A 25,130-nucleotide genomic window follows, 5' to 3' on the forward strand; every position below is an offset into this window, starting at 1 on the left:
CTACGCCATGCTGGACGATACCGCCATGGCAGCATAACTTAAACCAAATGGCCTCCGGCAATCCCGGGGCGGTTCAGGTCCTATATGGCATATGAATGATATACGGTCAATATGGCTCGTATGGCCGATGAAAAGGCCGCTCCGAGGGGAGCGGCCAGGTTTAGTATTCGCTTGCCAGCATTATGGTGAGCACTCGGTGCGTCACCGCCGGGTCAGCAGCATTCGGCGAGTGGGCTTGCAGATCGAGCGAGTAGTAGTCGATCTTGAAGAACAGCGGCTCACCATCAATGTCGAACTTGCCGAAGTCGTGTTCGTTGTATGGATCATTGTCGCGGGTGAAGTCATTGAAGCTCTGCACCTTGGCGATCACTTCCTCCACAAATTTTGGTCCGGTTTCGTGAATGCCAGCGGTCAGCATGACCGAGCCATTGCCGATGCCGAAACGGCGGAATTCATCATTCAGCCGCCTAACCTCAGCGCGATATTCCTTTGATTGCTTATCCATGGTCATCTCCAGTCGTTGCGGCGCGTCCGAGGCATTCGGGCGCACCGCTCGACCGGCGATGACGGGACGAGGAACTGGTCTGCCGACAGTCTATGGCGCGGCAATTGACGCAGCTAGGCCGCGCATCATTCCGCTTCGCAATATCCGCTTTGGCTATGGTGAGCCGCCTAGGATGAAACGACTGCCTGCGAGACAATCGCCCGATGCAATCAGACTTCACACCGCTCGGCATTGCTTATCATCGCTATGGCGACCGGCCTTTTGGTATTCGACAGGCCGACCGGATGCATCACCTCTATGTGATCGGGCAGACTGGCACCGGGAAATCGACATTCCTCTTGAACCTCGCGTTGCATGATGCCCGTGCCGAACGCGGTTTCTGTCTGATCGACCCGCACGGCGATTTGGCGCTCGCCTTGCACCAGCATCTTGCCGTCCCGCACCACTATTTCGACATTGCCGACCCGGCCTGCGAGCTTGGATACAATCCTCTCACGCGAGTGCATCGATCCTTCCGCCCGCTTCTGGCCTCTGGCCTCATTGAAACCCTGAAGAAGCAGTGGGCCGATTCCTGGGGAGCGCGCATGGAGCATCTGCTCCGCTACGCGATTCTCGCCCTGCTAGATCAACCACAGGCCGATATTCGCGATATCGTGCGGCTCTACGTGGACAAGGACTTTCGCAAGGTGGTGGTGGCCCGGATAGCTGATGAGCAGGTCCGCGCCTTCTGGACGAAGGAATTTCCCAACATGAACTACATGAATGCCATCGACGGCGTAGCTCCGATCGCCAACAAGCTGGGAGCGTTTCTGGCCAATCCGGTGGTGCGCCGGGCTGTCTGCGAACCAGGAGAGCCACTGCGCTTTCGCAAGATCATGGACGAAGGCAGCATCCTCATCGTCAATCTCGCCAAGGGCAGGCTGGGTACCGACATGGCGAACATCATGGGCGGACTGATTGTCTCCACCATCATGCTGGCGGCCTTTTCGCGCCATGGAAGCGAAGAAAAGGCGCGTCAGCCGTTTGCGCTCCACATCGATGAATTCCCGTCCTTCACAACCGAAGCCTTCGCTGGCTTGCTGCCTGAGGCCCGGAAGTATGGTCTGTCACTCACCTTGGCGCACCAGCATATCTCTCAGATTGAGCGCCCGGTATTTGACGCGGTCTTGGGTAACACCGGCACGCTGCTCGTGTTCCGTTTGGGCGCTCAGGATACCCCGGTTTTTTCACGTCAGCTTGGAGATGTGCAGCCGTCAGACCTGACCTGGCTTCCGAACCATCGAGCCTATGTGCAGCTCATGGTCTATGGACAAAAGACCCGTCCATTCTCCATGCAGACATGGCCCCCGCCCGATGTGCCAAGGCAATATCCCGCGTCCTAGAATCGGGATGGTAGCGCGGGTGACAATATCGCCATGACGCACGACGAGCATCTCGAAGAGTTTCTCGCCATTTGCCAGGCAATGTTTGAGCGCATGCACCGTGATGGCACCTGGCCGTGGCGCGAGGATTCGACGAATTCTGAGGATGTGGTAGATTCGGACGGTAACTCCGAAAATCTATGAAATCATGTTTTGGCTATGTCCGCGTATCGACGGTCAAGCAGGGCGACGGCGTTTCGCTTGAAGCCCAGAAAGAAGCAATCCTCGAATATGCGAGGCGCAAAAACCTGACCATAAGCGAATGGTGGGAAGAACGAGAAACCGCTGCCAAGCAAGGCAGGCCTGTTTTCAATCGTATGGTCACCATTCTCAAGCAGGGTAAAGCCAAAGGTTTGGTGACCCACAAAATCGACCGCTCAGCTCGCAACTACCATGACTGGGCAATCATCAGCGATCTCGCGGACAACGGCATCGAATTCCACATCGCCACCGAGAGCTTCGACTTCAACACCTACGGCGGGCGCATGGCAGCGGACTTCATGGCTGTTGTTGCAGCGAACTACGTTCGAAATCTAAAGGCCGAGGTTCGCAAAGGTCAGTTGGGTCAGCTCAAGATTGGTTTGCTCCCGTGGGCGGCACCTGTCGGTTATCAGAATAATGGCGCCGCCAAAGCAAAGACACCCGATCCGGTCATGGCACCACGGGTCAAACAAGCGTTCGAGTTGTATGCCAGCGGCACCCATTCAATCAGAACATTGGTCACAGAAATGGAGAAGCGTGGCTTGCGCAGCCACGGCGGAAAGCCCCTGAACAAGAGTGGCATCGAGAAGATGCTCAACAACCCATTCTACTGCGGTATCATCCGGGTGCGGAAGACTGGCGAGACATTCAAGGGCGCGCATAAGCCGATCATCAGAGCGGCGCTTTTCGAGCGAGTGCAGGAGATCAAGTCCGGCAAGAAGGTCAAGAAGTTCACCCGGCACAATCACCTGTATCGCGGGTTATTCCGGTGCCAGCATTGCGAACGATCATTGGTTGGTGAGCTGCACAAGGGCCGTGTTTATTATGGGACCTATATACCTAACTAGCCGTGGGGCCGCTAGACGCTCGGCCAGATTGCGGCGATCATGGTGCACGCCGCTTCGATATTAGCAATCCTGCGGGCAGAGTTGGCAGGCGACCTGAATATCAATTCACGCGACACATCGAGGACCAGCGAGGTTTGAGGGTGCGGCTGCCCAAGGTCCGTGAGATATTGAAGTGTGTGCATGTGAGCGATTGTGGCGAGTTGCACATTGGCTTCCTGCCTGCGGTTCTCGGCTGCATCGCCGCTGGTGCCAATCGTGCAACGAATGAACGCCTGTCCAACCCGCTGCCTACGGTTGTCCAAAACCAAAATATCTGGGAAAACTGAAATCTCCACCCCGTTTATGTTGAGCGGCGGTGATGGTTGATGCGGCTCGTGATACTCTGCGTCCCAGATGTCGAGAGCGTTTGCAGTTCGCTGGAACTGTTCCACAACGTCAATGCAACGCTGCGCGTCATCACGAACCAGAGGGCCATTGTCATTGTTGTCTCGACGCTCCTCAAGTGCGACAATTGAGTTGGCGGCTATCCGGTTTATGGCTCCCCGATCCCTTAGGCATTCTGCAATAGTTCGTCTGGCAAGGTGGTATTGGATGATCATGGGCCGGTTTGGTCCGGGATTTTTCGCTTGCCGCAAGATTCCTAGTTGTGCCACAGGCGTGGCTGCGCTGAGGTAATCGGCTAGCTGCGATGCAGAAAGACGGGGATTAACGCGTGGGGCAGGGGTTCGGGCCATGGAAGACTTCCTAGCAATTGGCACAGCGCCAAATGGTGAAAGCATCTACCTTTCGGAGTTATCGGGCAAGACCTTGGCCGATAATGGCTTGTTGAATACTTCCGGTGGCCTGTATCTATATGAGGCTTGTGAAGCTGCAAACAGCTTTGGCATTCGCGTGCTGGCGTCGGTGCCAAGCCCAGATGCTGGCTATCGGATGATGGACCTATTGGGACTTCGTGTTAGCGCTTAGGTCGCTGGCAGTGACTTTTGGTCCATCGCACTAATCGCTAGCTGTGCGACGGAAGGCGGCAACTGATTGCGTTTTACCTTACCTTCTAGATAGTTCTTGAATTTTCCGCCCTCTATATATTCATCTTGCAGCCACAGTCGGTAGTCTCCCAGCGCAGCTAACGGATAACACCATGCCGGAAGCGCTCCGGCAGCCGACTGAGGGTGATCCTGGGGGTATTGGTGCGGATACTTCTTACGCTTTCCATAGGTTTGATCCATCCCATTTGCTTCCCAGAACTTAGACCAGTGCTGGCCGATTGATATATCAACTACGAACTTTTCGTCGATTGGCGCTCCGGCCATAATCAGTTCGTAGATGACGGTGTGAGCCTCGTTAAACACGTGGAAATAGCCTTTCGGCGCTGACTGATAATTCAATGCGATGCGGTCATGCCATTTCTTGAATTTGTCTGATTGCCTACCAGTCGGGTCGTAACCGACTTGAGCGTAGATCAGTTCTTTGAGTTTGGTCCCCGCAAGCAGACGGAAATTGTCGCGAGCTTCGGGCTGGCAGTTCGTCCCCGCATCGAAGGCATAATATTCCAGCACTGCAAGGCACACTTCGGCAGGATAGCAGTAATGCACAACGCCGTTGTGCATGGTCTCAATGTGCGCGCGGCTCGCGTGAAGCCCCATCTTGTCGATGATCGCCTTAATGGCCTTAATTCGGGGTTTCTGGTCGTCCTCGTTCCACTGAGAACTGATCGTGCCAATATGGGCATTCTGGACGCCGCAAAGTTTAGCTAGGCCGCGCTGGTTAAGGTAGGGTGTGCCATCCTTAAGCACGCCCATTCCGATCCCGCCTACGTCTCTTTCGGCTTCGATACCAAGGTCTAATTCTGGCTCGTTTGGGGTGATTTCCAATCCGCCGGATTTGGGTGCTAACACTTGGATTTCTGCGGCTTTGGGGGTGATTTCCTTTCGATCATTTCCGCGAATTAGCGCCTTCGCCACTTCGTCAAAATCTGCGTTAAGCGGGTCAATAATCTTTTTGTCGTCAGGCATTGATGAGACCCTTATAGGTGAGACGCTTGCCGACCATGCGGGCAATCGTCTTGTCGATGAATTTCATGGTGCCATCCTGTGCCGTGTTCTGGCGAAAGGCAAACTCGTTCACGTAGCGGTGCAGGTGCTTCTGGCTCATAAAGTGATAGATGCCATAGTGACCGCGCTTAAGAAGTGCCCAAAAGCTTTCGATGCCGTTGGTGTGGATGCAATAGTGGCGGACATATTCGCCAGCGGTGTGATTGATGGTGTGGTGAGTGTAACCAACATCGCTAAGGCCGCGATAGGCTGCAAACTCGTCAGTGACCACGGCAGCACCCTGCGGGACATTGGCCTTGATGAAGGACTTGAGAGTGAGCGCGGACGTATCGGCAACAGGAGTTGCGCGAACCTGTGAGTTCTCGCCGCGAATGCCGACAACGGCTATCTTGCCTACGGCACCGCGACCAGCGCGAAGCTTCTTAGAGCCGTGCTTGTTCTTCTCTTTGCCGCCAATGTAAGTTTCATCGACTTCGACATGATCGCCAAGATCGCTGTCATCGGAACCAGCAAGCCAAGTTTCACGGATACGTTGTGCAAGAAACCATGCGGACTTCTGGGTAATGCCGAGTTCGCGGGCCATCTGGGTAGAAGGGATACCCTTGCGCGCTGTAGTCATCATGTAGATGGCCATGAGCCACTTGTGCAGGCCAAGGCGGCTCTCGGCAAGGACGGTGCCGGTGCGGACACTGAAGTGCTTGCGGCAATCGCGGCAGCGATAAGGCATCGGCTTGTGGTCTTTGCACTCATGGACGTTGAGACTGCCACAGTGACCGCAAGCGGGTTCATCGGCCCAGCGATTGCGCTCAAAATACAAACGAGCGGCTTCCTCATTCGGGAACCGTTCGAAGAACTGGTAGAGGCTAATCGTCTCAGGCTTGTCTTGTTTGCTGTTCATGAAACCTAACTAGCCAATCACGGCTAGAAGGTCAAGCTAAATTTGGCTAGTTAGGTATATAGGTCCCTTTATTATCGCTGCCAAACAATGGGCTGCGATACTAAATCGGTCAGGGAGGATGCGGTGAGTGAGACGATAAAGGGCCTGCTCAAGAATCTCACTCTGCCGCCCGCTGACCTTGCCATGGCGCACAAGCGACTGCCAGAGGTAGTGAAGAAGGAAAACAACGGTCAGGAGGTCGCAGCTCTATCCCTTCAATTGGATCAGATAAGTGCGCGCTTGGATCGCCTCACTGATATGCACCTAGATGGCCTGATTGACGGCGAGGGGTTCCAGAACAAGAAGGCGATCCTGCTGGTTGAGCAACGTCGAATTGAAGAGCAGATTGAGGTCGCCGGGCTGAGCGCCGTGGATGAGGCAAATGTGCGCAGATTCCTTGAACTCACAACGAACCTTGCAGGGCTTTATGATTCTGCCACCAAGCATGAAAAACGTCGCATCGTCGAATGGGCGACCTTGAACCGGACAGCGACCGGAAAATCTGTATGTTTTGAGCCATCAAATTGGCTCACGGGCACCAAGGCTTTGCTTGCTGCCCTCTACTGTGCACATAAACAGGACAATTCTCGAACTTTTGATCTAAAAGTGCTTCGTTCACTCGAACAGCTAGAGATTGGAAAAGCTGTGAAGAGTAGTGCGTACAGCAAAAATCGAAGAAATCTGACAGGAAGCTAGTCTGAATAACAAAACCCCGACAGTATGCACATGTCGGGGCCTTTTGTTTGAAGGTGTAGGTGACGTTCCCTAGAACTTAGGGTCGATATCTCCCTGTGTATCGCTTCCACATACTCCCAAAGAATCCATGTCACAGAAACGGAAAATCCGAGTGCTCCGATATAGATGCCGAACGCCATGATGAGTTCGACAATTACCGGGAGGGGGACCTTCAAAGTTGTCAGAAAGATAGTTCCAGCTATCACTATTAAACTATTAACCGCAAGAACGGCTAATGCGGAGCACCTTAGAAGAAACATGATCTACCTCTCGAGCCAGCCATCGCCAACTCAATTTGAGTTGGCGGATGGTTAGTCCGAGAAAAACCTACGTAAATACAATCATATAATAATAACCTGTCAAGTTACAGAGCGTCTTATCAGAGCTACAGTACACTCATGACCCACGACAAATGGCTGGAAGAGTACATCCAGCTTTGTGCGTCCGTCTTCACGAGACTTAAAGAAGAAGGAAGCTTGAACAAAGTCCTGGAGAGACATGAGAGGACTCGAACCAAATGAGCCTTACGTTTCAACAAGGACGACTGCGATCAAAAAGGCTTGAACCCGCACATACAAAAACACCGCTCAACTGAGCAGTGTTTTTGTTCGGCAGCATCGCTGCCCTCTACTGTGCACATACAAGGGACAATTCTCGAACTTTTGACCCGAGCGTCCTCCGCTCTGTCGAGCACCTCGCAAACCTCAATGGCCATCTAAGAACGCCCAATGATCACGAACGAACTTAGGCTTTGCGAAAAGGTGCCAATTGCTTGTCAAACTCGCAGAATTCGTTTCCAAACTTTTTCCACTTTTCCCAGCCATCTGGCAGCAAGAAATATCGCCCAAGAGTTTCTGCTGGTCGTTCAAGAAATTGCCGAGTCACTCTTACAACGGCATCACTATTTTGAGTTTCAATCGCTGGGTCTACATTAGGCTGCGAGCTTGTTGCCTCGCTGTCCGAATACCGCGCTAAGACACATGTATCATAGATATGACGAAGTTGTCGGTAGCTTATCGAATTTTGGCTTGTGAAACCCATTGTTGTCCAATGTGTGGCACACAGCGTAGAACTGCTGATAGGTGTCGTAGCGATATAGTGTGTGAAATATTGGTTCGCCCCATATTTAGCGAAGAACGCTCTACCGCTCCACTGCTCTATCTCATTGATCTCTATCTCAATCCGACGGTCATAGTTCCTACAGTGCTCGAAGACCTTTATCAGTTCCTGAAGACACTTTATTGTCTCCCAAGTTCGCTTCTTGCTCTCACACCAATTCGGAAGAGCTTCGTCCCACCTATTCCCGTTAACTAGTGTATCGTTTCCAACGATTTTCTGGACAGACGGCGTGTCGGCCAATTTCGGTTGAAACTCGTTGGTCAGCAGGGATCGTTTTGCACCCCAAATGACTTGATGTTCAAGCTCTGGCCATATGGCAATTCTGATCTTCCGCTTATTGTTGTTCGTGGTCTGAGGGTGTGTGGTCACAAACTTCAAAACTTTCAGGAACCTGCCCAGGGTTTCCGGGCTATGCTCAATGCCATACGCCAATGACGACACCACCAAATTCACTTCATCTAGATCGATGTCGTTGGGGACGAGGAATCCTCGCTCGATATCATCTAGATGAAATACTACTTCCTTTGGAGCGTCCTGTCTTGAGCTGACCAAGCCAGCTCCATAATCTGTCTGAGTGCCCGCCCAAGAGCGCGCAAGATAGCCAAGGAGGTATTGAGAGAATTTCTGAATCCTGTCAGTCAGGACAAAGATTAACGCTGCAATCAGAAATCCTGCAATGCTGCTAAATACGGCGAGGTTGGTGGCATCGACATCGCGCTCATGTAGGTTCAAGAATTTGCCTGAAAACAGCGACGAACTCAGCCAAATGATTGCTAGACATCCAATAACCCCTGACATGATGACAAATACCCACCACAACAGCGCGCCTGTACGTTCACCTAGGATGTCTCGACTGCGTTTCGCCCAGTCCAGACTTATCTCCTCACGATGTCTTATTTTCATTTTTCGCCGCTCTCTCAAATACGAATTCGATTGATCACAATATTTACTGCGATACTTATAAGCCCTGCAATGAGTATATAGAAATAGAGCGCGTCAATTTGGAAGCCTTCATATGCCCGATAAGCCAACCAACCGATGCCGGATGAAGCGACGAAGAACATTTCAGTCACAATGACGACGACTAGACCGAGAGACAGGGCAATTCGAAGGCCTGTAATCACACCCGGCAGAGCCTCCCAAAGCATCATCCTAACTTTGGTTTTGCGACTCAAGAGCTGCTGTCTCAACCTAAAGTAGGCTAGGCGCTCTTCATTATCGCTATTCGGGCGCGAAGCGACCATCACACTAATAATAATAATCGGCAACGAGAGTGTGACCACAATCAACGCTCTCGAAAGTTCGCCAAATCCAACAAAAACAATGAATAAGGGGAAAAGCATCGCAACGGGTATTCCGCGCATGAAGTCGAAGATAGGTTCTAGCAATTCGCGTACCGGGTCGCTCTTCGCCATCCAAAGACCGAGTGGCAGTCCGACCAATACTGCAATCATACTCCCGAGAAGGACGCGCCCGAATGTGATCCCGATGTGCCCAAGCGTGTCCGGGATCAAGGAGGTAGTGAAGATCGCCGCCAGAAGCCCTATCGCATCTGGAAGGAAAAAATCGTTCAGGTTGGCGAAATAGCTCGCAACGAGCCACGCCAAGGCTATTATGGAATAGATCAGTGTTCGCATATAGATAGTGATGCCAAATTTTCGGATTTTCTGGTGATGGTAAGTTCCTGATTCACCAGGTGCGACAGGTGCGTATTAAGCTCTTGGTGGCTAGCAATTAGCGCTGTGCCGCCTGCGTTAACGAACTTCGCTATTAGCTTAGACACTAATACGATAGTTTTGGTGTCGAGCGACGCAAATGGTTCGTCAAATACGATCAAGTCTGGATCGAGGGATAACTCCCGAACGATAGCAATTCTCTGACACTGACCTCCACTCAACTGAGATGGGCGCTTTTGGAAGTCCGATTTAGGGAAGCCCAAATCGTGAAGCATCGCCTGCGCCTCATCCAATTCGATGCCTTGAATAAGCTCAAAGTTCTGGCTGCAAGTCTGCCAAGGGAGCAGAGATTGCCTATAATTCTGAGGAACATACCCGAGCTTAGCGTCAGCTACTGAACTTTTTCTTCGGCCTTCATCAAGGGGTATCAAACCCAGAACGCTTTTGAGAAAAGTGCTCTTGCCAGAGCCGTTTGCTCCGACAACTGTCGTTACGCCTGGCTTCGACCTCCATTCGTTGATTTCAAGGCGGAAGTCTTCAAAACGCAACCCCCCGGCGACAATTTCAACCCCCATCAAGGCTTCCATATCCAATCATCGGACGTCGGTTGTTCGGCCAATCCACCTTGGCGATAGAATGTTTCCGCAAACGTCCTGAGCGTTTCAGACATTCCGTCATCTCCAGACATGCGCCATTCCTGCAGACGAATCCTCGACAATTTCTCGGCAGGGATAGCAGTGTAACCAGCTAAAGCCTGCCTGGCAGCCACTTCGTCCGTGGCAATGAATCGAACAGCCTTCTGGATCGCAGCATAAAAGCGTCGCTCTTCGTCCTCCGTTAGCTTTTGTGAAATGAACCAGGCTCCGGACGCAGGCACGTCGGGCATTAACTCAGCATAGTAGCCATCCACAATTATCTCTCCAACGCCTTCGTCTAAGATGAAGGTCGCAAACGGCTCCACAGCCCCAAACACCCCATCGATGCTGCCTGATTGCAAAGATGGTAGCCACTGAGCAGGAGGCATAGCAACGGTCTCTACTTCGTCTGGCTCAAGACCGAGTTTTGGGCTAACGGCAGCGAGGAAGACTTCGCCAACCGACCCAGGAAAAATCGCAACAGTCCGCCCTTTGAAATCCGCGTAGTTTTCGACGTTTGAGTCACTCCTAGCGATCACAAAATCCGTCGATTGGCCGTCGGCGCGTTTGACGTAGTTATTTGCCAAGAAGAGCCGGAATTGACCGTTGGCGTTTGAATTTGCATCGAGCATAGCGTTCGTTGCGCCAGTGCCGATGACGTCGACACGACCGGAAAGTCCGGCGGCTGCAATGTCATTGCTGGTCTTAAATTCGATCAAATCTACGGACAGGCCCTGCTCATCGAAGAAGCCTTGCTCTTCGGCCACAAAGATCGGCAAACCGGCGCCGATAGGAAGATATGCCACCTTGATTGGGTCGCGATCAGTCGGGTCGGACTGCGCAACCCAGTAGACACCGCCAATGATGGTTAGGAGTACTAACAACAGTGGGAAAAGAAACTTTCTCATGTAATCATCTTACCATTAATTTATGAGATTCAGAAACTTAGAAGGATGCCTACCTTCAACGACCCCGTATACGATACCGCCTTCTATTGCGACATCGTAGCCCAATAACCCAAGCATCGTCGGTGAAAGACGATCCACTCCGGATTTTGAGAAAGGCAGATAGTGATTGTCCAGTGTCCTCAGCCAAGGGACGCAATAGTTTGCAAAAACGCCGGTTCGCGGCTCACTAGTGGAGTTTGCGCCGGCCCCATGCAATAACTCGGAAAGCATGACCAACACAGAGCCAGGCTCCATCTCCACTTGAACAGCAGTTGGCCAATTTGAAACCGCTTGGTCAGACCGATCTCGATGACTTCGAGGTGCTACCCACGTCGCGCCGTTTTCATTTCGAAAGGAACTCAGGGCGACCATAACGGAAACGCTCAAGGTTTGGTTCTTGTGATCGATTGGGATACAAACATCGTCCCGATGCAGATCCTGCCTCACTTCTCCGGGAAGGACACGAATCCCCTGGGATCTCATCAATAAAGGCGTACGACCGAGCACCGAACGCACAATGTCGAGGATTATCTCATTCTCAAGGATCGGGTCGGCACTTCGTGTGCGACTTACCAAGCTATAGACTCTCTGTGTGGATCGGCCTTCAAAATCATTCCGACCAGTGAATTCGAAGTACGGATCAATATCATCAGCCAGAGCTTGGATATACTCCGCACTGAAAACGCTTGGCAGAATTACAAAGCCGTCCTCAGATAGCTTCCCAAGCGCTGTTTCGGCGAGAGATTGCGTTGATGTATTGCTCATCATCTACGAATTTATATTCCCCCGTCACTTTACTGCTGCTTTCGCTTGCCAGCAGCCCTGCTTCATCTTTGTCAATTCCCGCAACGATAGTGGCGTCATTGGCATGATTGCACTCTGAGGCAACGCATATAGCAATTCACCAAGCCGAGGAATGCAACCTTCATGCGCTTAGATTAGAACAGACATCATGCCAACAAAAACTCATTCCACGATGAGGCAAGCTTCCTTCTACCGATCATACGATCCGACCTTTGATACGCCCCCACAACCCCCGCATCCACAGCGTGTCCCAAAGCGGCTTCCTTCACTTCAAACGGCGCATCGGTGCATTCCTCTCCCCACGTGCGGAAAGTGGCACGGAAGCCATGCGGTCGGGCTTCATAACCTTCCCGCTTCATCAACGAAGACATAGCCATGTCGGAAAGTGGTTTGCCCTTGTAGGCAGGGAAGAGGAACTCGTTTGGAGATAACTCGCGGCACAGTGCCACGATCTTGAGCGCCTCTTTGGCTAGCGGAATGCGGTGCTCCTTGCCCGTCTTTGTCCGCTCCGGCGGCAACGTCCAAATATCGCCTTCAACCTCGTCAAACGTGGCGAGGCGAACTTCGCTTGTGCGAGCAAGTGTCAGGATCAGGAAACGAAGCGCTAGTGCAGCCGTACCCCTCTGTTCGGTGAGCCACTCATAGAATGCCGGAGCATCCTGATACGGCATTGAAGGAATGTGCGTCACGCTATGGCGCTGCTTTCCTAGCAACGCCCGCGCTTTCATGGTCGCTTGGAGATCAACGTCCAACCCCAAGGCGGCAGCATGCTTCAGGGTCAGGTTCATGCGCTGGAGGGCCTTTGCCGCCGCTTCTGTCTTGGTATGCCAGAGCGGATCAAGCACCCGCTTCAACGTATGCTGATCCACATCCTCCACCGGCAGCTTGCCGATCTTCGGAATGATGTGCGTGGCGAGCGGGGACATCCATCGGCCCGCATCGCCATCGCGCTTGAGCTCTGCCTTCCGCGCCTCGAAGCAGCCTTCGATTGCCTCTTTCACGGTAAGGCGATGCGGCTTGTGTTTCGACTTTCCGCGCTCAGCTATCGGATCGAGGCCGTCGCGCAGCACCTTGCGCGCCTCTGCCGCCCGCTCGCGCGCTTCAGCAATCGACACATCTGGCCAACGCCCCAACCCCATCTCCCGCCGCTTGCCGCCTATCGAGACCCGCAAAATCCACTTGCCAGCTTCCTTGCTACGCTTCACCAACCAAAGACCCTGGCCATCAGGATGCTTCCCCGTTCCGAGGTTCTTTGCTCGAAGCTGTCCAAGCGCGTTATGCAGCACCAGCCCACCTTTTTAGGCCAATTTCTGGCCCACCCTTCAGTCCACCCCTATGAACGAAAAGGCATGCTATTCCATGTTTAGGTATGGGTAAAGGGTATATATAGCAATGCTTTGAAGATGTTCAGCTATGTGCTGAAATGCGCTGAGTTAGAGTCTTGAAAATAGGCATCTCGACCGCACCAAACATTCTTTGAGGGAACGCAGATCTTGCCTGACAACAGGTTAGCGATCTGGCCGCTGACTGCGAGAATTGGCGATGGGATTGCGTTGGTCTTAATTCCACCAACATTTTCGGTCTGTTGCTTCGCTCCTTTCGCCCCAGTTTCAGACGGATCTGCCGTTGCTTGATCTGCTCAGGCTCTTGCAGTCCGAAATATGGGAACCCTCTGCTTCGGACTTTAGGTGCATGTTAAAAACGATAAGACACTCCGGCGCTTAGAACCCACGGGTTGAGATTGTGCTCGGTTTGGATCACCACTGTGCCAGCGGCAGACCATGTCGCCGTGGTGCTGATGAAATATCGTTTGGCATCCAGTGTAAGGCCAAAGCCGGCCTTGCCTACCGGAACGTCGATCCCGGCTTGAAGCGCAATGCCAAGCTCATCGGACAAATCGGTATCGGTCACACCAAGAGGAACGACCGCAGCGCCGGGCTTATCGCTCAGCCAGATAAAGTAGGCGGGGCCTGCACCAACATAGGGCTTTGTGCCGAGGAGGTCGAAATGCAGCTTTGCCGTGACCGTCGCGGGTAACAGCAATGCGTCCGACACCAACTCTGCGCCTGGGGGAAGTCCGGCAATGGCGTCGACATCGTGCTGCGTTGTTCCCGCGATCGTCTCTATCGAAAGCTTGTCGGTCACAAAATACTCGACCGCGATTGTGGGAATATGATTGTCGTTGGAGGTAGTGTTGGTTCCCGCTGGCAATCCGACCAGATCAACGTTGACCTGTTCAATTTCACCATCGGTCAATACCCCGGTGGCCATGACTTTGATCTGAAAATCGCCCGCCCGGTCCTGTGCCGCAACTGGAGTGGCCGCCAGCGCAATCCCAGCGCAGGCAGTAACAATCAGGTATTTCATCCTTGATCCTTGGTGGACGGCAGCGGCTGCACTTTGCAGCCCAGGGTTCTTGCCGTCCAAGGGCGCGCAATGACGAATGCGGCCGCCCATTTCATTGATTGATATCAAAGACGTCGACAAAGACTTGCGGCACATCGCTCAGTATCATGGCGACCGTGTTTCATTCCCCTGCAGTGACCAGCATGGAAGCGCTGCGTGGCCTCGTGGGGCGCGATGCCGCATCTTCGGACACGGCCGTGCGTCTTTGCGAATTGGGGCAATACCGATTGTTGCCGCGCGGCGGAGAATTGCAGGCTGACCCACAGGACGATCATCTGGTATTCATAGCGGAAGGCGCGGCGAAGCTGCTGGGGTGCAGCGTGCCTGTGCCGATGAACCGTCGAGATGGTTTCGCACTCAGCGCCCGCGAATGCCGCAAGAATATCCATATTCTGGCGTTTCACTTTCGCGGGGAGATCGTTTCGGTCCCGCAAAAATCCAAGGACGATTTTCGCCTAGCGGCGCTGTGCGACATGGATGTGATCGTTTTTTCAGCGAACCGATTTCTCGACATTGCGCAAGATGACCCGACGGTGATCCGCAATGTCCTTACCCGCTCGCTGGAGGCCTTGCATCGCAGCCGCACGCGGATGTTGCAGATCGGCCATCAATCCGCGCGTCAACGGGTCGCAAGCTTTCTCGTCGCTATGGCCGAACGGCTGTGTTGCTGCGCGGATGGGGCGTGCGAATTGGTGCTGCCGATGAGCCGGGGTGACATTGGCGACAGCTTGGGCCTGACAATCGAAACCGTGAGCCGACAATTCGCCGACCTGCGCGCCGAAGGGCTGATCACCACACATGGCCGCAGCATCGTCCGGCTGATGGATATCGGCAGGCTCATCGGAGAAACGAGCCGCAGCGCAAAACCGCAGCCACACCGCCAAACTTGATCTGGATCAAATACGTCACGCACGCCGCCGCCTAGTCATGGCGCGCAGCAATAGGGAATTAAGCCATGGAATCAGTATTGGGACGGTTTGGAATGTGGGCGCTGATCCTGTGTGCCGCGATTGCCGCAATCGCGGGCGCGCAGGATTTGGGCTTTGCCGTCCATATGGGCATCATCGCTGCGGTCGCCGCCGTCCTGATGGTGGTTACCCTGCGCAGTTTTGATCCGCTCGCACAGGCACAAGCCATCTTCAAGATGCCCCCGGGTCCATCACGCTATGATGATGATGTGGTGCGTTGGGGAGTGATTGCGACAATGTTCTGGGGTCTGGCGGGCTTGCTGGCAGGAGTGTTCATCGCGCTGCAATTGGCCTTCCCCGCGCTCAATATCGAACCTTGGTTCAATTTTGGCCGCTTGCGCCCACTGCACACTTCGGCGGTGATCTTTGCGTTCGGCGGCAACGCGCTGATCGCCACCAGCTTCTATGTTGTTCAGCGCACCTGCCGCACCACCTTGGCATTGCCGGGCTTCGCGCGATTCGTGTTCTGGGGATACCAGCTTTTCATCGTCCTTGCCGCGACCGGCTATCTGATGGGTGTTACCCAATCGAAAGAATATGCCGAGCCGGAATGGTACGTCGATCTCTGGCTGACTGTCGTCTGGCTCGCCTATCTGGCGGTGTTTGTCGGCACTCTGCTGCGCCGCCGCGAGCCGCATATCTATGTCGCCAACTGGTTTTACCTAGCCTTCATCGTCACGATTGCGATGCTGCATGTGGTCAACAATCTGGCAATGCCGGTCAGCCTGCTGGGATCGCGCAGTTACAGCGCCTTTGCCGGGGTGCAGGATGCGCTGACCCAGTGGTGGTATGGCCACAATGCGGTTGGTTTCTTCCTTACCGCAGGCTTTCTGGCGATGATGTATTATTTCGTGCCCAAGCAGGCGAACCGCCCGGTCTATTCCTATCGCCTGTCGATCATCCACTTCTGGTCGCTGATCTTCCTCTATATCTGGGCGGGCCCGCACCACCTCCATTACACCGCGCTGCCCGATTGGGCGCAGACGCTGGGCATGGTGTTCTCAATCATGCTGTGGATGCCTAGCTGGGGCGGGATGATCAACGGTCTGATGACCTTGAACGGCGCGTGGGACAAGGTTCGCACCGATCCGATCATCCGCATGATGGTGCTAGCGCTCGCCTTCTACGGGATGAGCACGTTCGAAGGTCCGATGCTGTCGATCAAGGCGGTGAACAGCCTGTCGCATTACACCGACTGGACCATCGGCCATGTCCATTCCGGCGCGCTGGGATGGAACGGGATGATCACATTTGCGTGCGTCTATTATCTCGTGCCGCGGCTATGGCAGAAAGAGCGGCTGTATTCGCTGCGGATGATCAATTGGCACTTCTGGCTCGCGACGCTGGGGATCGTTTTCTACGCCTCCAGCATGTGGGTCGCCGGGATTACGCAGGGCCTGATGTGGCGCGAATATGGGTCTGACGGTTACCTCGTAAACAGCTTTGTCGACACCGTTGCCGCGCTCGCGCCGATGTATTGGATGCGTGCCTTTGGCGGGCTGCTCTATCTCTTGGGCGCGGCGATCATGACCTATAATATCTGGATGACCATCGCCGGCTATCAGCGTGCCGAAGCGCCCATGGGCGACACCGCATACGACCCCGCCGCAGATCGCCCGATCCCCACCCAACCGCACGCCGAACCGGCAGAATAAGGGGCCATTCAGATGAGCAACACCTCTCCAAATCAGGGCGCATTTGAAAGCCATAAGAAGCTTGAAAGGAATATCACCCTGCTTGCTGCAGCGACCCTTGTGACCGTGGCCATTGGCGGGATCGTGGAAATTGCGCCGCTGTTCTGGATCGACAACACGATCGAGAAGGTCGAGGGGATGCGCCCCTACACTCCGCTCGAACAGGCGGGGCGCGACATCTATGTGCGCGAAGGCTGCTATCTTTGCCATAGCCAGATGATCCGGCCTTTCAGGGACGAAGTCGAACGCTACGGCCATTACAGTCTCGCTGCGGAAAGTATGTACGATCATCCGTTCCAATGGGGATCGAAACGCACCGGGCCAGACCTTGCGCGGGTCGGCGGGCGCTATTCGGATAGCTGGCATGTCCAACATCTCAAGGACCCGCAAAGCGTTGTCCCGCAAAGCATCATGCCCAGCTACAGCTTCCTTGCTGAAACGCCGCTCAAAGTGGCGGATATTTCGGCCAATCTGACCGCGCTCAGCCGGGTCGGCGTGCCTTACACCCAGGCTGACATTGCGGCGGCCGAAACCGACATATTCGCACAGGCAAATCCCGAGCTCGATGCAGGCGATCTGGCAACCCGGTATCCCAAGGCACAGATCCGCGACTTTGACGGCAACCCAGCGCGCGTCACCGAAATGGATGCGCTGATTGCCTATCTCCAGATGCTGGGCACGCTGGTCGATGTCGAAAGCGCAGCGGCGCAGGCCGAACTGGCGGAGGAGAAAGGCCGATGAACCTTTACGAAGCCTTGCGCCACTTTGCCGACAGCTACGGTCTGGCGATCATTTTCGGCACCTATCTGCTGCTCTGCGGTTGGCATTTCCTGCCGCATTCGCGCGCGGGAGTTGAACAGGCGAAACTTTCGATTTTCGAGGAAGACGACGATGTCTGACCAAGACCACACAGATGAAGCCACGGGCACCGAATTCGTCGGCCACGAATGGGACGGGATCAAGGAACTCAACACCCCGCTGCCGCGCTGGTGGCTGTGGACCTTTTATGCCTGCATTGCGTGGTCTTTGGTCTATGTCGTGTTGTATCCTGCTTGGCCGATGGTCGAACAGGCGACCGAGGGCACCTTGGGTTGGTCCTCGCGCCGCGAACTAGCCGATGACATCGCTGCGGTGGAGACGGCACGTGCGCAGACCTATCAACGGATAGCCGCAACCGACATCACCGCGCTTGGACAGGATGCCGACCTGCTGGGACAGGCGATTGCTGGCGGTGCGGCGGCGTTCAAACAACACTGCGTCCAGTGCCATGGCGCTGGGGCCGCCGGATATGAACAATATGGCTACCCCAACCTCAACGATGACGACTGGATCTGGGGCGGGAAACTGACCGATATCGAATACACCCTGACCCACGGTGTTCGCTGGGAAGGGTCGGACGAAACGCGGGTAACCTATATGCCTGCTTTCGAAGGAATATTTGATCGCGCGCAAATCGATGCACTGGTCGTTCACGTCCGCTCGCTAAGCGGTGATGGGGCTGGCAGCGCAGCGGGGGCGCAATTGTTCTCGGACAATTGTGCAGCCTGCCATCAGGCCAGCGGCGAAGGCGACCGTGCAATCGGCGCGCCCGCGCTCGACGACGCAATCTGGCTATATGGCGGCGGTGCGGCGAATATTCGCCAGCAAATCCTTGCGCCGCGGCACGGGATCATGCCCGGCTGGAGCGACAAGCTCAACCCGGTCACAATCCGCATGTTGGCCGCCTATGTCCACTCGCGCGGCGGCGGCGAAATGGCGGAAAGCGCGGCGCCCACCCAAAACCCGGAACAGGCAGAAGGGGCCGGAGACGATGATCGCCCCTGAAGTCGACCCTGACGACCCGAAGCCCGCGCGCGATTGGCAGGAAGCACTCGGCGAGGCAGGCGTAACCGAGCGCGCCGCCCTGCCGGTTTCTCCTGCGCTGCGAAAGCCGCCGGTCGCCGCGAGGCCTGCCGGAAACGGCAATCTCTACGAAGCCCGCGCCAGCGTTCATAACAAGCGTATCGACGGACCGTTTCGCCGGTTCAAATGGCTGGTCATGTTCGTCACGCTGACGATCTATTACGTGACCCCGTGGATCCGCTGGGACCGCGGGCCCTATGCGCCGGATCAGGCGGTGCTGATCAATCTGGCCAACCGCCGGTTCTATATGTTCGATATCGAAATCTGGCCGCACGAATTCTATTTCGTCGCCGGGATGCTGATTATGGCAGGGATTGGCCTGTTTCTGGTCACCAGCGCTGTGGGCCGGGCATGGTGCGGTTATGCCTGCCCGCAGACCGTGTGGACCGACCTGTTTCAGCATATCGACCGCTTCATCGACGGGGATCGCAACGCCCGCGCGCGGTTGGATAAGGCACCCTGGAGTCCAGCGAAATTTGCACGCCGTTTGGGCAAATGGACGATTTATCTAATTATCAGCCTGCTAACGGGCGGCGCGTGGATTCTCTATTTTGCTGACGCCCCAACACTGTTCGCGGATTTCTTCGCGCTCAACGCCGATCCGCTAGCCTATATGACGGTCGCCATATTGACCGGCACGACATTCTGGCTGGGCGGATTCATGCGCGAACAGGTGTGCATCTACATGTGCCCCTGGCCGCGCATCCAGGGCGCAATGATCGACGAAAACTCGCTGATCGTGACGTATAAGGACTGGCGCGGAGAGCAGCGCGGCAGCCTCAAGAAGGCTCTGAAGGAACCGGAGAAATACGGCGACTGCATCGATTGCCGCGAATGTGTCGCGGTGTGCCCGACGGGTATAGACATTCGTGAAGGCCAACAGATCGGCTGCATCACCTGCGCATTGTGTATCGACGCCTGTGACCGTGTGATGCAAGACATTGGCCGTCCGCGCGGACTGATCGATTACGCAACGCTTGATCAATGCGAGGCCGAAGCCGGCGGCGCTGAGGCGACGCCCGCGTGGATGGCGCTGCTGCGACCGCGCACCTTTATCTATTTTGGCATTTGGGGCGCAATCGGACTTGCCATGCTGTTTGCACTTGGCACGCGCTCGCACACTGACCTCACAGTGTCGCCCGATCGCAATCCACCCTATATGTTGATGAAGGACGGGTCGGTGCGCAACGCCTATACCCTGCGGCTGCGCAATATGGAGGCTCGCCCGCGCGATATGGAGGTGGCGCTGATCGGCCTCCCCGATGGCGCGGTCATGTGGACCGACCGGATCGGCAGCGATGCCGCCGCCGCTGTGCAGACGATCAAGGTTCCGGCTGACGAAACCCGCGTTGTGCGCACCTATGTGACGATCCCCGCCGGAACCAGCGCAGATCGCTTCACGTTCCAGCTGACTTCGCTCGATGAACAGCGCGAACAAGACCTCGCCGAAACGACCTTTAACACTCCCGGAGGAAATTGATGGCTGATACGCAAGGCAAAGGCTCCTTCACCGGGCGGCACATGGCTTTGGCCATGATTGGCGGGTTCGGCATCGTTATTGCGGTCAATTTCACCATGGCGAGCCTCGCGGTCGGCGGCTTTCACGGGGTGGTGGTCGAAAATTCCTATGTTGCCAGCCAGCGCTTCAACGGCTGGCTGGCACAAGCCGAAGCCTCCCGCGCGCTGGGCTGGACCGCAGAGATCAGCCGGGATGAGGGCGGTTTCGTGATGGTTTCGGCAAGAGATCTGCCCGCAGGCGCCGCCATAACCGCGCAGCTGCGCCGCCCGCTTGGCGCACATGAATTCGCCGCAGTGACTTTTGAGCCCGCGGGCACGGGCCTTTATCGCTCGACCAAGCCTGTTGCCGAGGGACGCTGGACCCTGCGCCTGTATATCGAAGCCGGTGACCAGCGTTGGGCGCAAGAAAGCGAGTTGAAGTGAACGCCCCTGCATCGCTCCCCAACCCAGGCACCGCGACAAAGGGCACACGTTTCACCGTGCCTGGAATGCGCTGCGTCGGATGCATCGCCAAGATCGAGCGCGAGTTGCCCAAACTCGATGGCATCCATGCAGCACGCGTAAATTTCTCAGCCAAACGCGTCGCGGTGCAACACGATCCTGAGGTCACAGAAGCCGCTCTGACCGAAGCCTTGCTGAGGCTTGGTTTTGAAGCACAACCCGTAGCCGAAAATCCGCTGGGTCAAGAGACGCAGGAGCGCAAAGCGCTGCTGCGCGCATTGGGTGTGGCTGGCTTTGGCATGATGAACATCATGCTGTTATCGGTCAGCATCTGGTCGGGCGCAGACGGCGCAACGCGCGCGCTGTTTCACTGGCTTTCGGCGCTGATTGCACTGCCGGTCATCGCCTATTCGGGCCGTCCGTTCTTTGCCTCTGCATGGATGGCGCTCAAATACCGGCGCACCAATATGGACGTGCCGATTTCCATCGGTGTGATCCTCGCTGCGGCCCTCAGCCTGTATGAAACGATCACTCACGGGGGCCATGCCTATTTCGAAAGCGCAGTGATGCTGTTGTTCTTTCTGCTCGCGGGGCGCGCGCTCGATGCCGAAATGCGCACCCGCACCCGCGCCGGGATTGGCGCATTGCTGGGTCGGATGGGGAAAAGCGCAAGCGTCATCGGGCCGGACGGATCGGCCCGGCGGATTGCAGCGCGCGACCTTGAAGCCGGTATGCTGGTGCTGGTCTCCGCTGGAGAAGCGCTGGCCGCCGATGGCACAGTCGAGCAGGGCAGCAGCGCCGTCGACAATTCCATGCTGACCGGCGAAAGCGCACCCGAGGCGGTGACTGTAGGGTCGCCGGTTCATGCCGGGGCGATCAATCTGTCGGTCCCGTTCCAGATGCGGCTGACCCGCACCGCCGATGACACTACGCTTGCAGAAATCGCGCGGCTGATGGACGAAGCGGGGCAATCGCGCAGCCAATATGTGCGGATCGCCGATCGCGCTGCGCGCCTCTATGCGCCGGTGGTCCACACCTTGGCGCTGCTGGCCTTTGCCGGGTGGATGATCGCGGGCGCGGGCTGGCACCAATCGCTGACCATTGCCATTGCAGTGCTGATTATCACCTGCCCCTGCGCCTTGGGACTGGCGGTGCCTGCGGCCCAAGTGGTGGCATCAGGCGCGCTGCTCAAACGCGGTATGTTGGTAAAGGACGGCAGCGCACTCGAACGACTGGCAGAGGTCGATGTTGCTGTGTTCGACAAGACCGGGACCCTGACCATCGGAGAGCCGCGAGCGGACCTATCTCCGCTGAATTCTACCGCGCGCGCAGTGGCGCTGGGACTGGCACAGAACAGCCGCCATCCACTCAGCCGGGGACTCACGGAGGCCTTGATCAAGGTGGGTGCCTCGCCTGCCGTTGTTACACATATCAAAGAAGTCGGTGGGCATGGCTTGCATGGGCGCTGGAATGGCGTTGAGGTTGCCCTTGAACGACCCGATCGAGATGCCTCTGGGGGCGCGCTCGCCGCGCGGCTGCGCATCGGCGAGCGAGTGACCGACATCAGTTTCAGCGACCCTTTGCGCCCCGATTGCGCGCAGACGCTCAGCAGCTTGCGCCGTTTCGGAATCGACTCAAGCATTCTTTCCGGCGATCGCCGCGCGCCGGTGGAAGCGGTTGCGGCCCTCTTTGGCCTTGCGTTCGCAAGCGAGGTTTCGCCGCGGGACAAGCTCGCTGTGCTGGAGGGTCTGCGCGAGGCGGGCAAGAAGCCGTTGATGATCGGTGACGGCCTAAACGATGGACCCGCGCTTGCTGCTGCTCACGCCTCTATTGCGCCAAGCACCGCCAGCGACGCGAGCCAGCAAGCCGCCGATGCCGTGTTCATTGGTGAAGCATTGATGCCGGTTGCACAGGCGATACGCGTGGCGCGCAGGGCCATGGCGATCGTGCGGCAAAATTTCGGCTTTGCGGTGCTTTACAATGCACTTGCCGTCCCGTTGGCACTGTTGGGCCATGTTACACCCCTTATTGCAGCGCTTGCGATGTCGTTAAGCTCGATCGTGGTGGTCGGAAATTCGCTGAGATTGGCAGGAGCCGCGAATGACGGGAGCGCGCGGTGACCGGGCTGGTGCTGCTCATCCCCATCGCCTTGTTGATGGGAGCGGCGGGGCTGGTCGCGTTTCTGTGGTCAATGCGCAGCGGTCAATATGAAGACATGGACGGCGCGGCCGCTCGGATCCTGATCGAAGATGAGGAGAGTGGCGTATGAAACTTGTGCTACTGCTCCTTGCGATGACACCAATCTCGCTCGGCCCGCTGCCGGCTATAGACCGCACACTTACACTGAGCTTGTGCAACGGCGGGGACATTGCAATCCCGCTGGAAGACGGCAACAGCGGGCAAGGACGCGATTGTCACCAACAAGGCTGCCATGCGGGCAGCTGCCGCCAAAGGGCTAAACACCTCCGTATGCAGGCCGCCTGACCGCGTACCAAACCCGCTTTCACCAAAGCGGTCTTGTCCCTATGGCTCCGGGAAAGAATGCCGCCAAGCGCGGCGCGATTAACCGGAGAAACGCCCATGAAAACCCGCGCCGCTGTGGCATTCGAAGCCCAAAGGCCACTCGAAATCGTCGAGCTAGATCTGGAAGGGCCAAAGCCGGGAGAAGTGCTGGTAGAAATCATGGCGACCGGCATCTGCCATACCGATGCCTATACACTCGACGGGCTCGACAGCGAGGGGATTTTCCCCAGCGTACTGGGTCACGAAGGCGCAGGGATCGTCCGCGAAGTGGGCGTCGGCGTCACCAGCGTCGCGCCGGATGATCACGTCATCCCGCTCTACACCCCAGAATGCCGCCAATGCAAAATGTGCCTGTCAGGCAAGACCAATCTCTGCAGTGCAATTCGCGCGACACAGGGCAAGGGGCTGATGCCAGACGGCACCTCGCGGATGAGTTACAAGGGGCGGACGATCTATCACTATATGGGCTGTTCGACCTTCTCGAATTTCATCGTCCTGCCCGAAATCGCAGTAGCCAAAATTCGCACCGATGCACCCTTCAACAGCGCCTGCTACATTGGGTGCGGGGTGACGACGGGCGTGGGCGCGGTGGTCAACACCGCTAAGGTGAAGCCGGGCGACAATGTGGTGGTGTTCGGGCTCGGCGGGATCGGGCTCAACGTTATTCAGGGCGCGAGGATGGCGGGCGCTGACCGGATCGTGGGTGTAGACATCAACCCGGCGAAACGCGAATGGGGTGAAAGGTTCGGGATGACCCACTTCGTAAACCCGCGCGAAACCGTCGACGTGGTGGCGCATCTGGTCGAACTGCTCGATGGCGGGGCGGACTATTCGTTCGATTGCACTGGCAACACCGAAGTCATGCGCGATGCGCTGGAATGCTGTCACAAGGGTTGGGGCACGTCGATCATCATCGGTGTCGCCGAAGCTGGGCGGGAAATTTCCACTCGCCCGTTCCAATTGGTGACCGGCCGAAATTGGCGCGGTACGGCGTTCGGCGGGGCCAAGGGCCGAACCGACGTACCCAAAATCGTCGACTGGTACATGAACGGCAAGATCGCAATCGACCCGATGATCACTCACACGCTAAGTTTGGAGGAGATCAACAAGGGGTTCGACTTGATGCATAGCGGCGAAAGCATTCGCAGCGTGGTCGTTTTTTGATGCCTCATCGCAGCCTAGAGAGCGTTAGCGGGGCTCCAGAAACTGCCGGACCTGCGCGCGCAACTGGTCGGGATAACTGTCCGCTATTCGATTAAAATCATCTCTTCCATAAAACCGAACAAGAGTTGCCTCGGAGGCGACGAAATATTCAATTGCCGACAATAGCGAATAGAGATGCGCGAATTTCTGCGCGAATGTCAGCGGTTTCAGCGTTTCGATCTGATTGAGCATGTCGACTATCTGGTCGAGATATGTCTTGAAAAACCATTCGTCTGCAGGCGCCTGGCTGCGCTGATCTTCGAGCAGTTCACGCATCAGGACTTTTGAATCGAGCGGATTTGCGCGGGCGGCAGCGTAGATACGGAGGATCATATCTTCGAATTGCTGTTCTGGCGGCTTTCCCGTATCCACTCCAGCGCGCATCGCCCCCAGCAATCGCCACGCAATACCCTTCAACACCTCGCGGTAGAGATCTTCCTTGCGTCTAAAATGATAAAGCAGCGCCTGCTTTGTCAGGCCCACTTCACCGGCAATCTGCGCGATGCTCGCCCCGTAAAACCCGCGTTCGGCGAATTGACGATGCGCAGCCGCCAGCAGCCTTTCACGCGCGGTATCTTGAACGATTTCCATGTTTT

At 56.0% G+C, this 25,130-nt stretch carries 26 protein-coding genes; 14 read left to right on the forward strand and 12 right to left on the reverse strand.

The genetic code is table 11. The annotated features are described in order from the left end of the window. Window positions 1–160 precede the first annotated feature (160 nt). The gene (locus tag ACM64M_RS12330) at window positions 161–505 is read right to left on the reverse strand and encodes a DUF3768 domain-containing protein (protein WP_416229000.1); all 345 of its coding nucleotides are present in this window, start codon (window positions 503–505) and stop codon (window positions 161–163) included. A gap of 203 nt (window positions 506–708) precedes the next feature. On the opposite strand from ACM64M_RS12330, the gene ACM64M_RS12335 reads away from it, so the two are divergent. Continuing rightward, entirely contained in the window at window positions 709–1,887 is a 1,179-nt protein-coding gene (locus tag ACM64M_RS12335) for a type IV secretory system conjugative DNA transfer family protein (protein WP_416229001.1), read from the forward strand. 179 nt (window positions 1,888–2,066) lie between these two features. Then, a complete protein-coding gene (locus tag ACM64M_RS12340; RefSeq protein WP_416229002.1) occupies window positions 2,067–2,975 on the forward strand; it encodes a recombinase family protein in 909 nt (302 codons plus the stop codon). An 11-nt stretch (window positions 2,976–2,986) separates the two neighbouring features. Here the strand turns inward: ACM64M_RS12340 and ACM64M_RS12345 are convergent, their stop codons facing one another. Continuing rightward, on the reverse strand, window positions 2,987–3,574 hold the full coding sequence (locus ACM64M_RS12345) for a hypothetical protein (protein WP_416229003.1): 588 nt from the start codon (window positions 3,572–3,574) through the stop codon (window positions 2,987–2,989). Window positions 3,575–3,707: 133 nt separating this feature from the next. Here ACM64M_RS12345 and ACM64M_RS12350 point away from each other — a divergent pair, with 133 nt between their 5' ends. Next, entirely contained in the window at window positions 3,708–3,941 is a 234-nt protein-coding gene (locus tag ACM64M_RS12350) for a hypothetical protein (RefSeq protein ID WP_416229004.1), read from the forward strand. Here ACM64M_RS12350 and ACM64M_RS12355 read toward each other — a convergent pair. Beyond that, window positions 3,938–4,987 carry a hypothetical protein gene (locus ACM64M_RS12355; protein ID WP_416229005.1) on the reverse strand — a complete coding sequence of 350 codons (1,050 nt, stop codon included), beginning with the start codon at window positions 4,985–4,987 and terminating at the stop codon, window positions 3,938–3,940. The genes ACM64M_RS12350 and ACM64M_RS12355 overlap by 4 nt on opposite strands. Then, a complete protein-coding gene (locus ACM64M_RS12360; protein ID WP_416229006.1) occupies window positions 4,980–5,924 on the reverse strand; it encodes an IS1595 family transposase in 945 nt (314 codons plus the stop codon). Before ACM64M_RS12360 ends, ACM64M_RS12355 begins: the two co-directional genes overlap by 8 nt. Before the next feature lie 123 nt (window positions 5,925–6,047). Here ACM64M_RS12360 and ACM64M_RS12365 point away from each other — a divergent pair, with 123 nt between their 5' ends. Next, on the forward strand, window positions 6,048–6,659 hold the full coding sequence (locus ACM64M_RS12365; protein ID WP_416229007.1) for a hypothetical protein: 612 nt from the start codon (window positions 6,048–6,050) through the stop codon (window positions 6,657–6,659). Between the two features lie 783 nt (window positions 6,660–7,442). On the opposite strand, the gene ACM64M_RS12370 is transcribed toward ACM64M_RS12365, so the two are convergent. The 7 genes from ACM64M_RS12370 to ACM64M_RS12400 form a co-directional block, all read right to left on the reverse strand. Beyond that, window positions 7,443–8,720 carry a hypothetical protein gene (locus ACM64M_RS12370; protein WP_416229008.1) on the reverse strand — a complete coding sequence of 426 codons (1,278 nt, stop codon included), beginning with the start codon at window positions 8,718–8,720 and terminating at the stop codon, window positions 7,443–7,445. A 14-nt stretch (window positions 8,721–8,734) separates the two neighbouring features. Continuing rightward, window positions 8,735–9,454, reverse strand: coding sequence for an ABC transporter permease (locus tag ACM64M_RS12375; protein WP_416229009.1), 720 nt, complete (start codon window positions 9,452–9,454; stop codon window positions 8,735–8,737). Then, window positions 9,442–10,080, reverse strand: a complete 639-nt coding sequence (locus tag ACM64M_RS12380; RefSeq protein WP_416229010.1) for an ATP-binding cassette domain-containing protein — start codon at window positions 10,078–10,080, stop codon at window positions 9,442–9,444. Before ACM64M_RS12380 ends, ACM64M_RS12375 begins: the two co-directional genes overlap by 13 nt. Then, the gene (locus tag ACM64M_RS12385; protein WP_416229011.1) at window positions 10,068–11,036 is read right to left on the reverse strand and encodes an ABC transporter substrate-binding protein; all 969 of its coding nucleotides are present in this window, start codon (window positions 11,034–11,036) and stop codon (window positions 10,068–10,070) included. The genes ACM64M_RS12380 and ACM64M_RS12385 overlap by 13 nt, the downstream gene beginning before the upstream one ends. A 15-nt stretch (window positions 11,037–11,051) precedes the next feature. After that, the gene (locus tag ACM64M_RS12390; protein ID WP_416229012.1) at window positions 11,052–11,843 is read right to left on the reverse strand and encodes a phytanoyl-CoA dioxygenase family protein; all 792 of its coding nucleotides are present in this window, start codon (window positions 11,841–11,843) and stop codon (window positions 11,052–11,054) included. A 182-nt stretch (window positions 11,844–12,025) separates the two neighbouring features. Then, entirely contained in the window at window positions 12,026–13,165 is a 1,140-nt protein-coding gene (locus ACM64M_RS12395; protein ID WP_416229013.1) for a tyrosine-type recombinase/integrase, read from the reverse strand. A gap of 409 nt (window positions 13,166–13,574) precedes the next feature. Then, window positions 13,575–14,246: an OmpW/AlkL family protein gene (locus tag ACM64M_RS12400; protein WP_416229014.1), complete on the reverse strand. Its 672-nt coding sequence runs from the start codon at window positions 14,244–14,246 to the stop codon at window positions 13,575–13,577. Between the two features lie 146 nt (window positions 14,247–14,392). Here ACM64M_RS12400 and ACM64M_RS12405 point away from each other — a divergent pair, with 146 nt between their 5' ends. From ACM64M_RS12405 to ACM64M_RS12450, 10 genes are all read left to right on the forward strand, one after another. Continuing rightward, a complete protein-coding gene (locus tag ACM64M_RS12405) occupies window positions 14,393–15,175 on the forward strand; it encodes a helix-turn-helix domain-containing protein (protein ID WP_416229015.1) in 783 nt (260 codons plus the stop codon). A gap of 65 nt (window positions 15,176–15,240) precedes the next feature. Then, on the forward strand, window positions 15,241–16,908 hold the full coding sequence (gene ccoN, locus ACM64M_RS12410) for a cytochrome-c oxidase, cbb3-type subunit I (protein WP_416229016.1): 1,668 nt from the start codon (window positions 15,241–15,243) through the stop codon (window positions 16,906–16,908). Window positions 16,909–16,920: 12 nt separating this feature from the next. Beyond that, window positions 16,921–17,688, forward strand: coding sequence for a cytochrome-c oxidase, cbb3-type subunit II (gene ccoO / locus ACM64M_RS12415; protein WP_416229017.1), 768 nt, complete (start codon window positions 16,921–16,923; stop codon window positions 17,686–17,688). Next, the gene (locus ACM64M_RS12420; RefSeq protein WP_416229018.1) at window positions 17,685–17,846 is read left to right on the forward strand and encodes a cbb3-type cytochrome oxidase subunit 3; all 162 of its coding nucleotides are present in this window, start codon (window positions 17,685–17,687) and stop codon (window positions 17,844–17,846) included. Before ccoO ends, ACM64M_RS12420 begins: the two co-directional genes overlap by 4 nt. Further along, on the forward strand, window positions 17,839–18,771 hold the full coding sequence (gene ccoP / locus ACM64M_RS12425; RefSeq protein ID WP_416229019.1) for a cytochrome-c oxidase, cbb3-type subunit III: 933 nt from the start codon (window positions 17,839–17,841) through the stop codon (window positions 18,769–18,771). Before ACM64M_RS12420 ends, ccoP begins: the two co-directional genes overlap by 8 nt. Beyond that, on the forward strand, window positions 18,758–20,329 hold the full coding sequence (ccoG, locus tag ACM64M_RS12430; protein ID WP_416229020.1) for a cytochrome c oxidase accessory protein CcoG: 1,572 nt from the start codon (window positions 18,758–18,760) through the stop codon (window positions 20,327–20,329). The genes ccoP and ccoG overlap by 14 nt, the downstream gene beginning before the upstream one ends. Beyond that, on the forward strand, window positions 20,329–20,790 hold the full coding sequence (locus ACM64M_RS12435) for a FixH family protein (protein WP_416229021.1): 462 nt from the start codon (window positions 20,329–20,331) through the stop codon (window positions 20,788–20,790). The genes ccoG and ACM64M_RS12435 overlap by 1 nt, the downstream gene beginning before the upstream one ends. Then, window positions 20,787–22,928, forward strand: coding sequence for a heavy metal translocating P-type ATPase (locus tag ACM64M_RS12440; RefSeq protein WP_416229022.1), 2,142 nt, complete (start codon window positions 20,787–20,789; stop codon window positions 22,926–22,928). The genes ACM64M_RS12435 and ACM64M_RS12440 overlap by 4 nt, the downstream gene beginning before the upstream one ends. After that, complete coding sequence (gene ccoS, locus ACM64M_RS12445) at window positions 22,925–23,077, forward strand: cbb3-type cytochrome oxidase assembly protein CcoS (protein WP_416229023.1); 153 nt, start codon at window positions 22,925–22,927, stop codon at window positions 23,075–23,077. The genes ACM64M_RS12440 and ccoS overlap by 4 nt, the downstream gene beginning before the upstream one ends. A 311-nt stretch (window positions 23,078–23,388) precedes the next feature. Then, window positions 23,389–24,495: an S-(hydroxymethyl)glutathione dehydrogenase/class III alcohol dehydrogenase gene (locus tag ACM64M_RS12450; protein ID WP_416229024.1), complete on the forward strand. Its 1,107-nt coding sequence runs from the start codon at window positions 23,389–23,391 to the stop codon at window positions 24,493–24,495. Window positions 24,496–24,519: 24 nt separating this feature from the next. Here ACM64M_RS12450 and ACM64M_RS12455 read toward each other — a convergent pair whose 3' ends face one another. Next, on the reverse strand, window positions 24,520–25,125 hold the full coding sequence (locus ACM64M_RS12455; RefSeq protein ID WP_416229025.1) for a TetR/AcrR family transcriptional regulator: 606 nt from the start codon (window positions 25,123–25,125) through the stop codon (window positions 24,520–24,522). Window positions 25,126–25,130 lie beyond the last annotated feature (5 nt).

It is taken from the genome of Qipengyuania sp. ASV99 (genome assembly GCF_047872805.1).
Lineage (GTDB): Bacteria > Pseudomonadota > Alphaproteobacteria > Sphingomonadales > Sphingomonadaceae > Erythrobacter.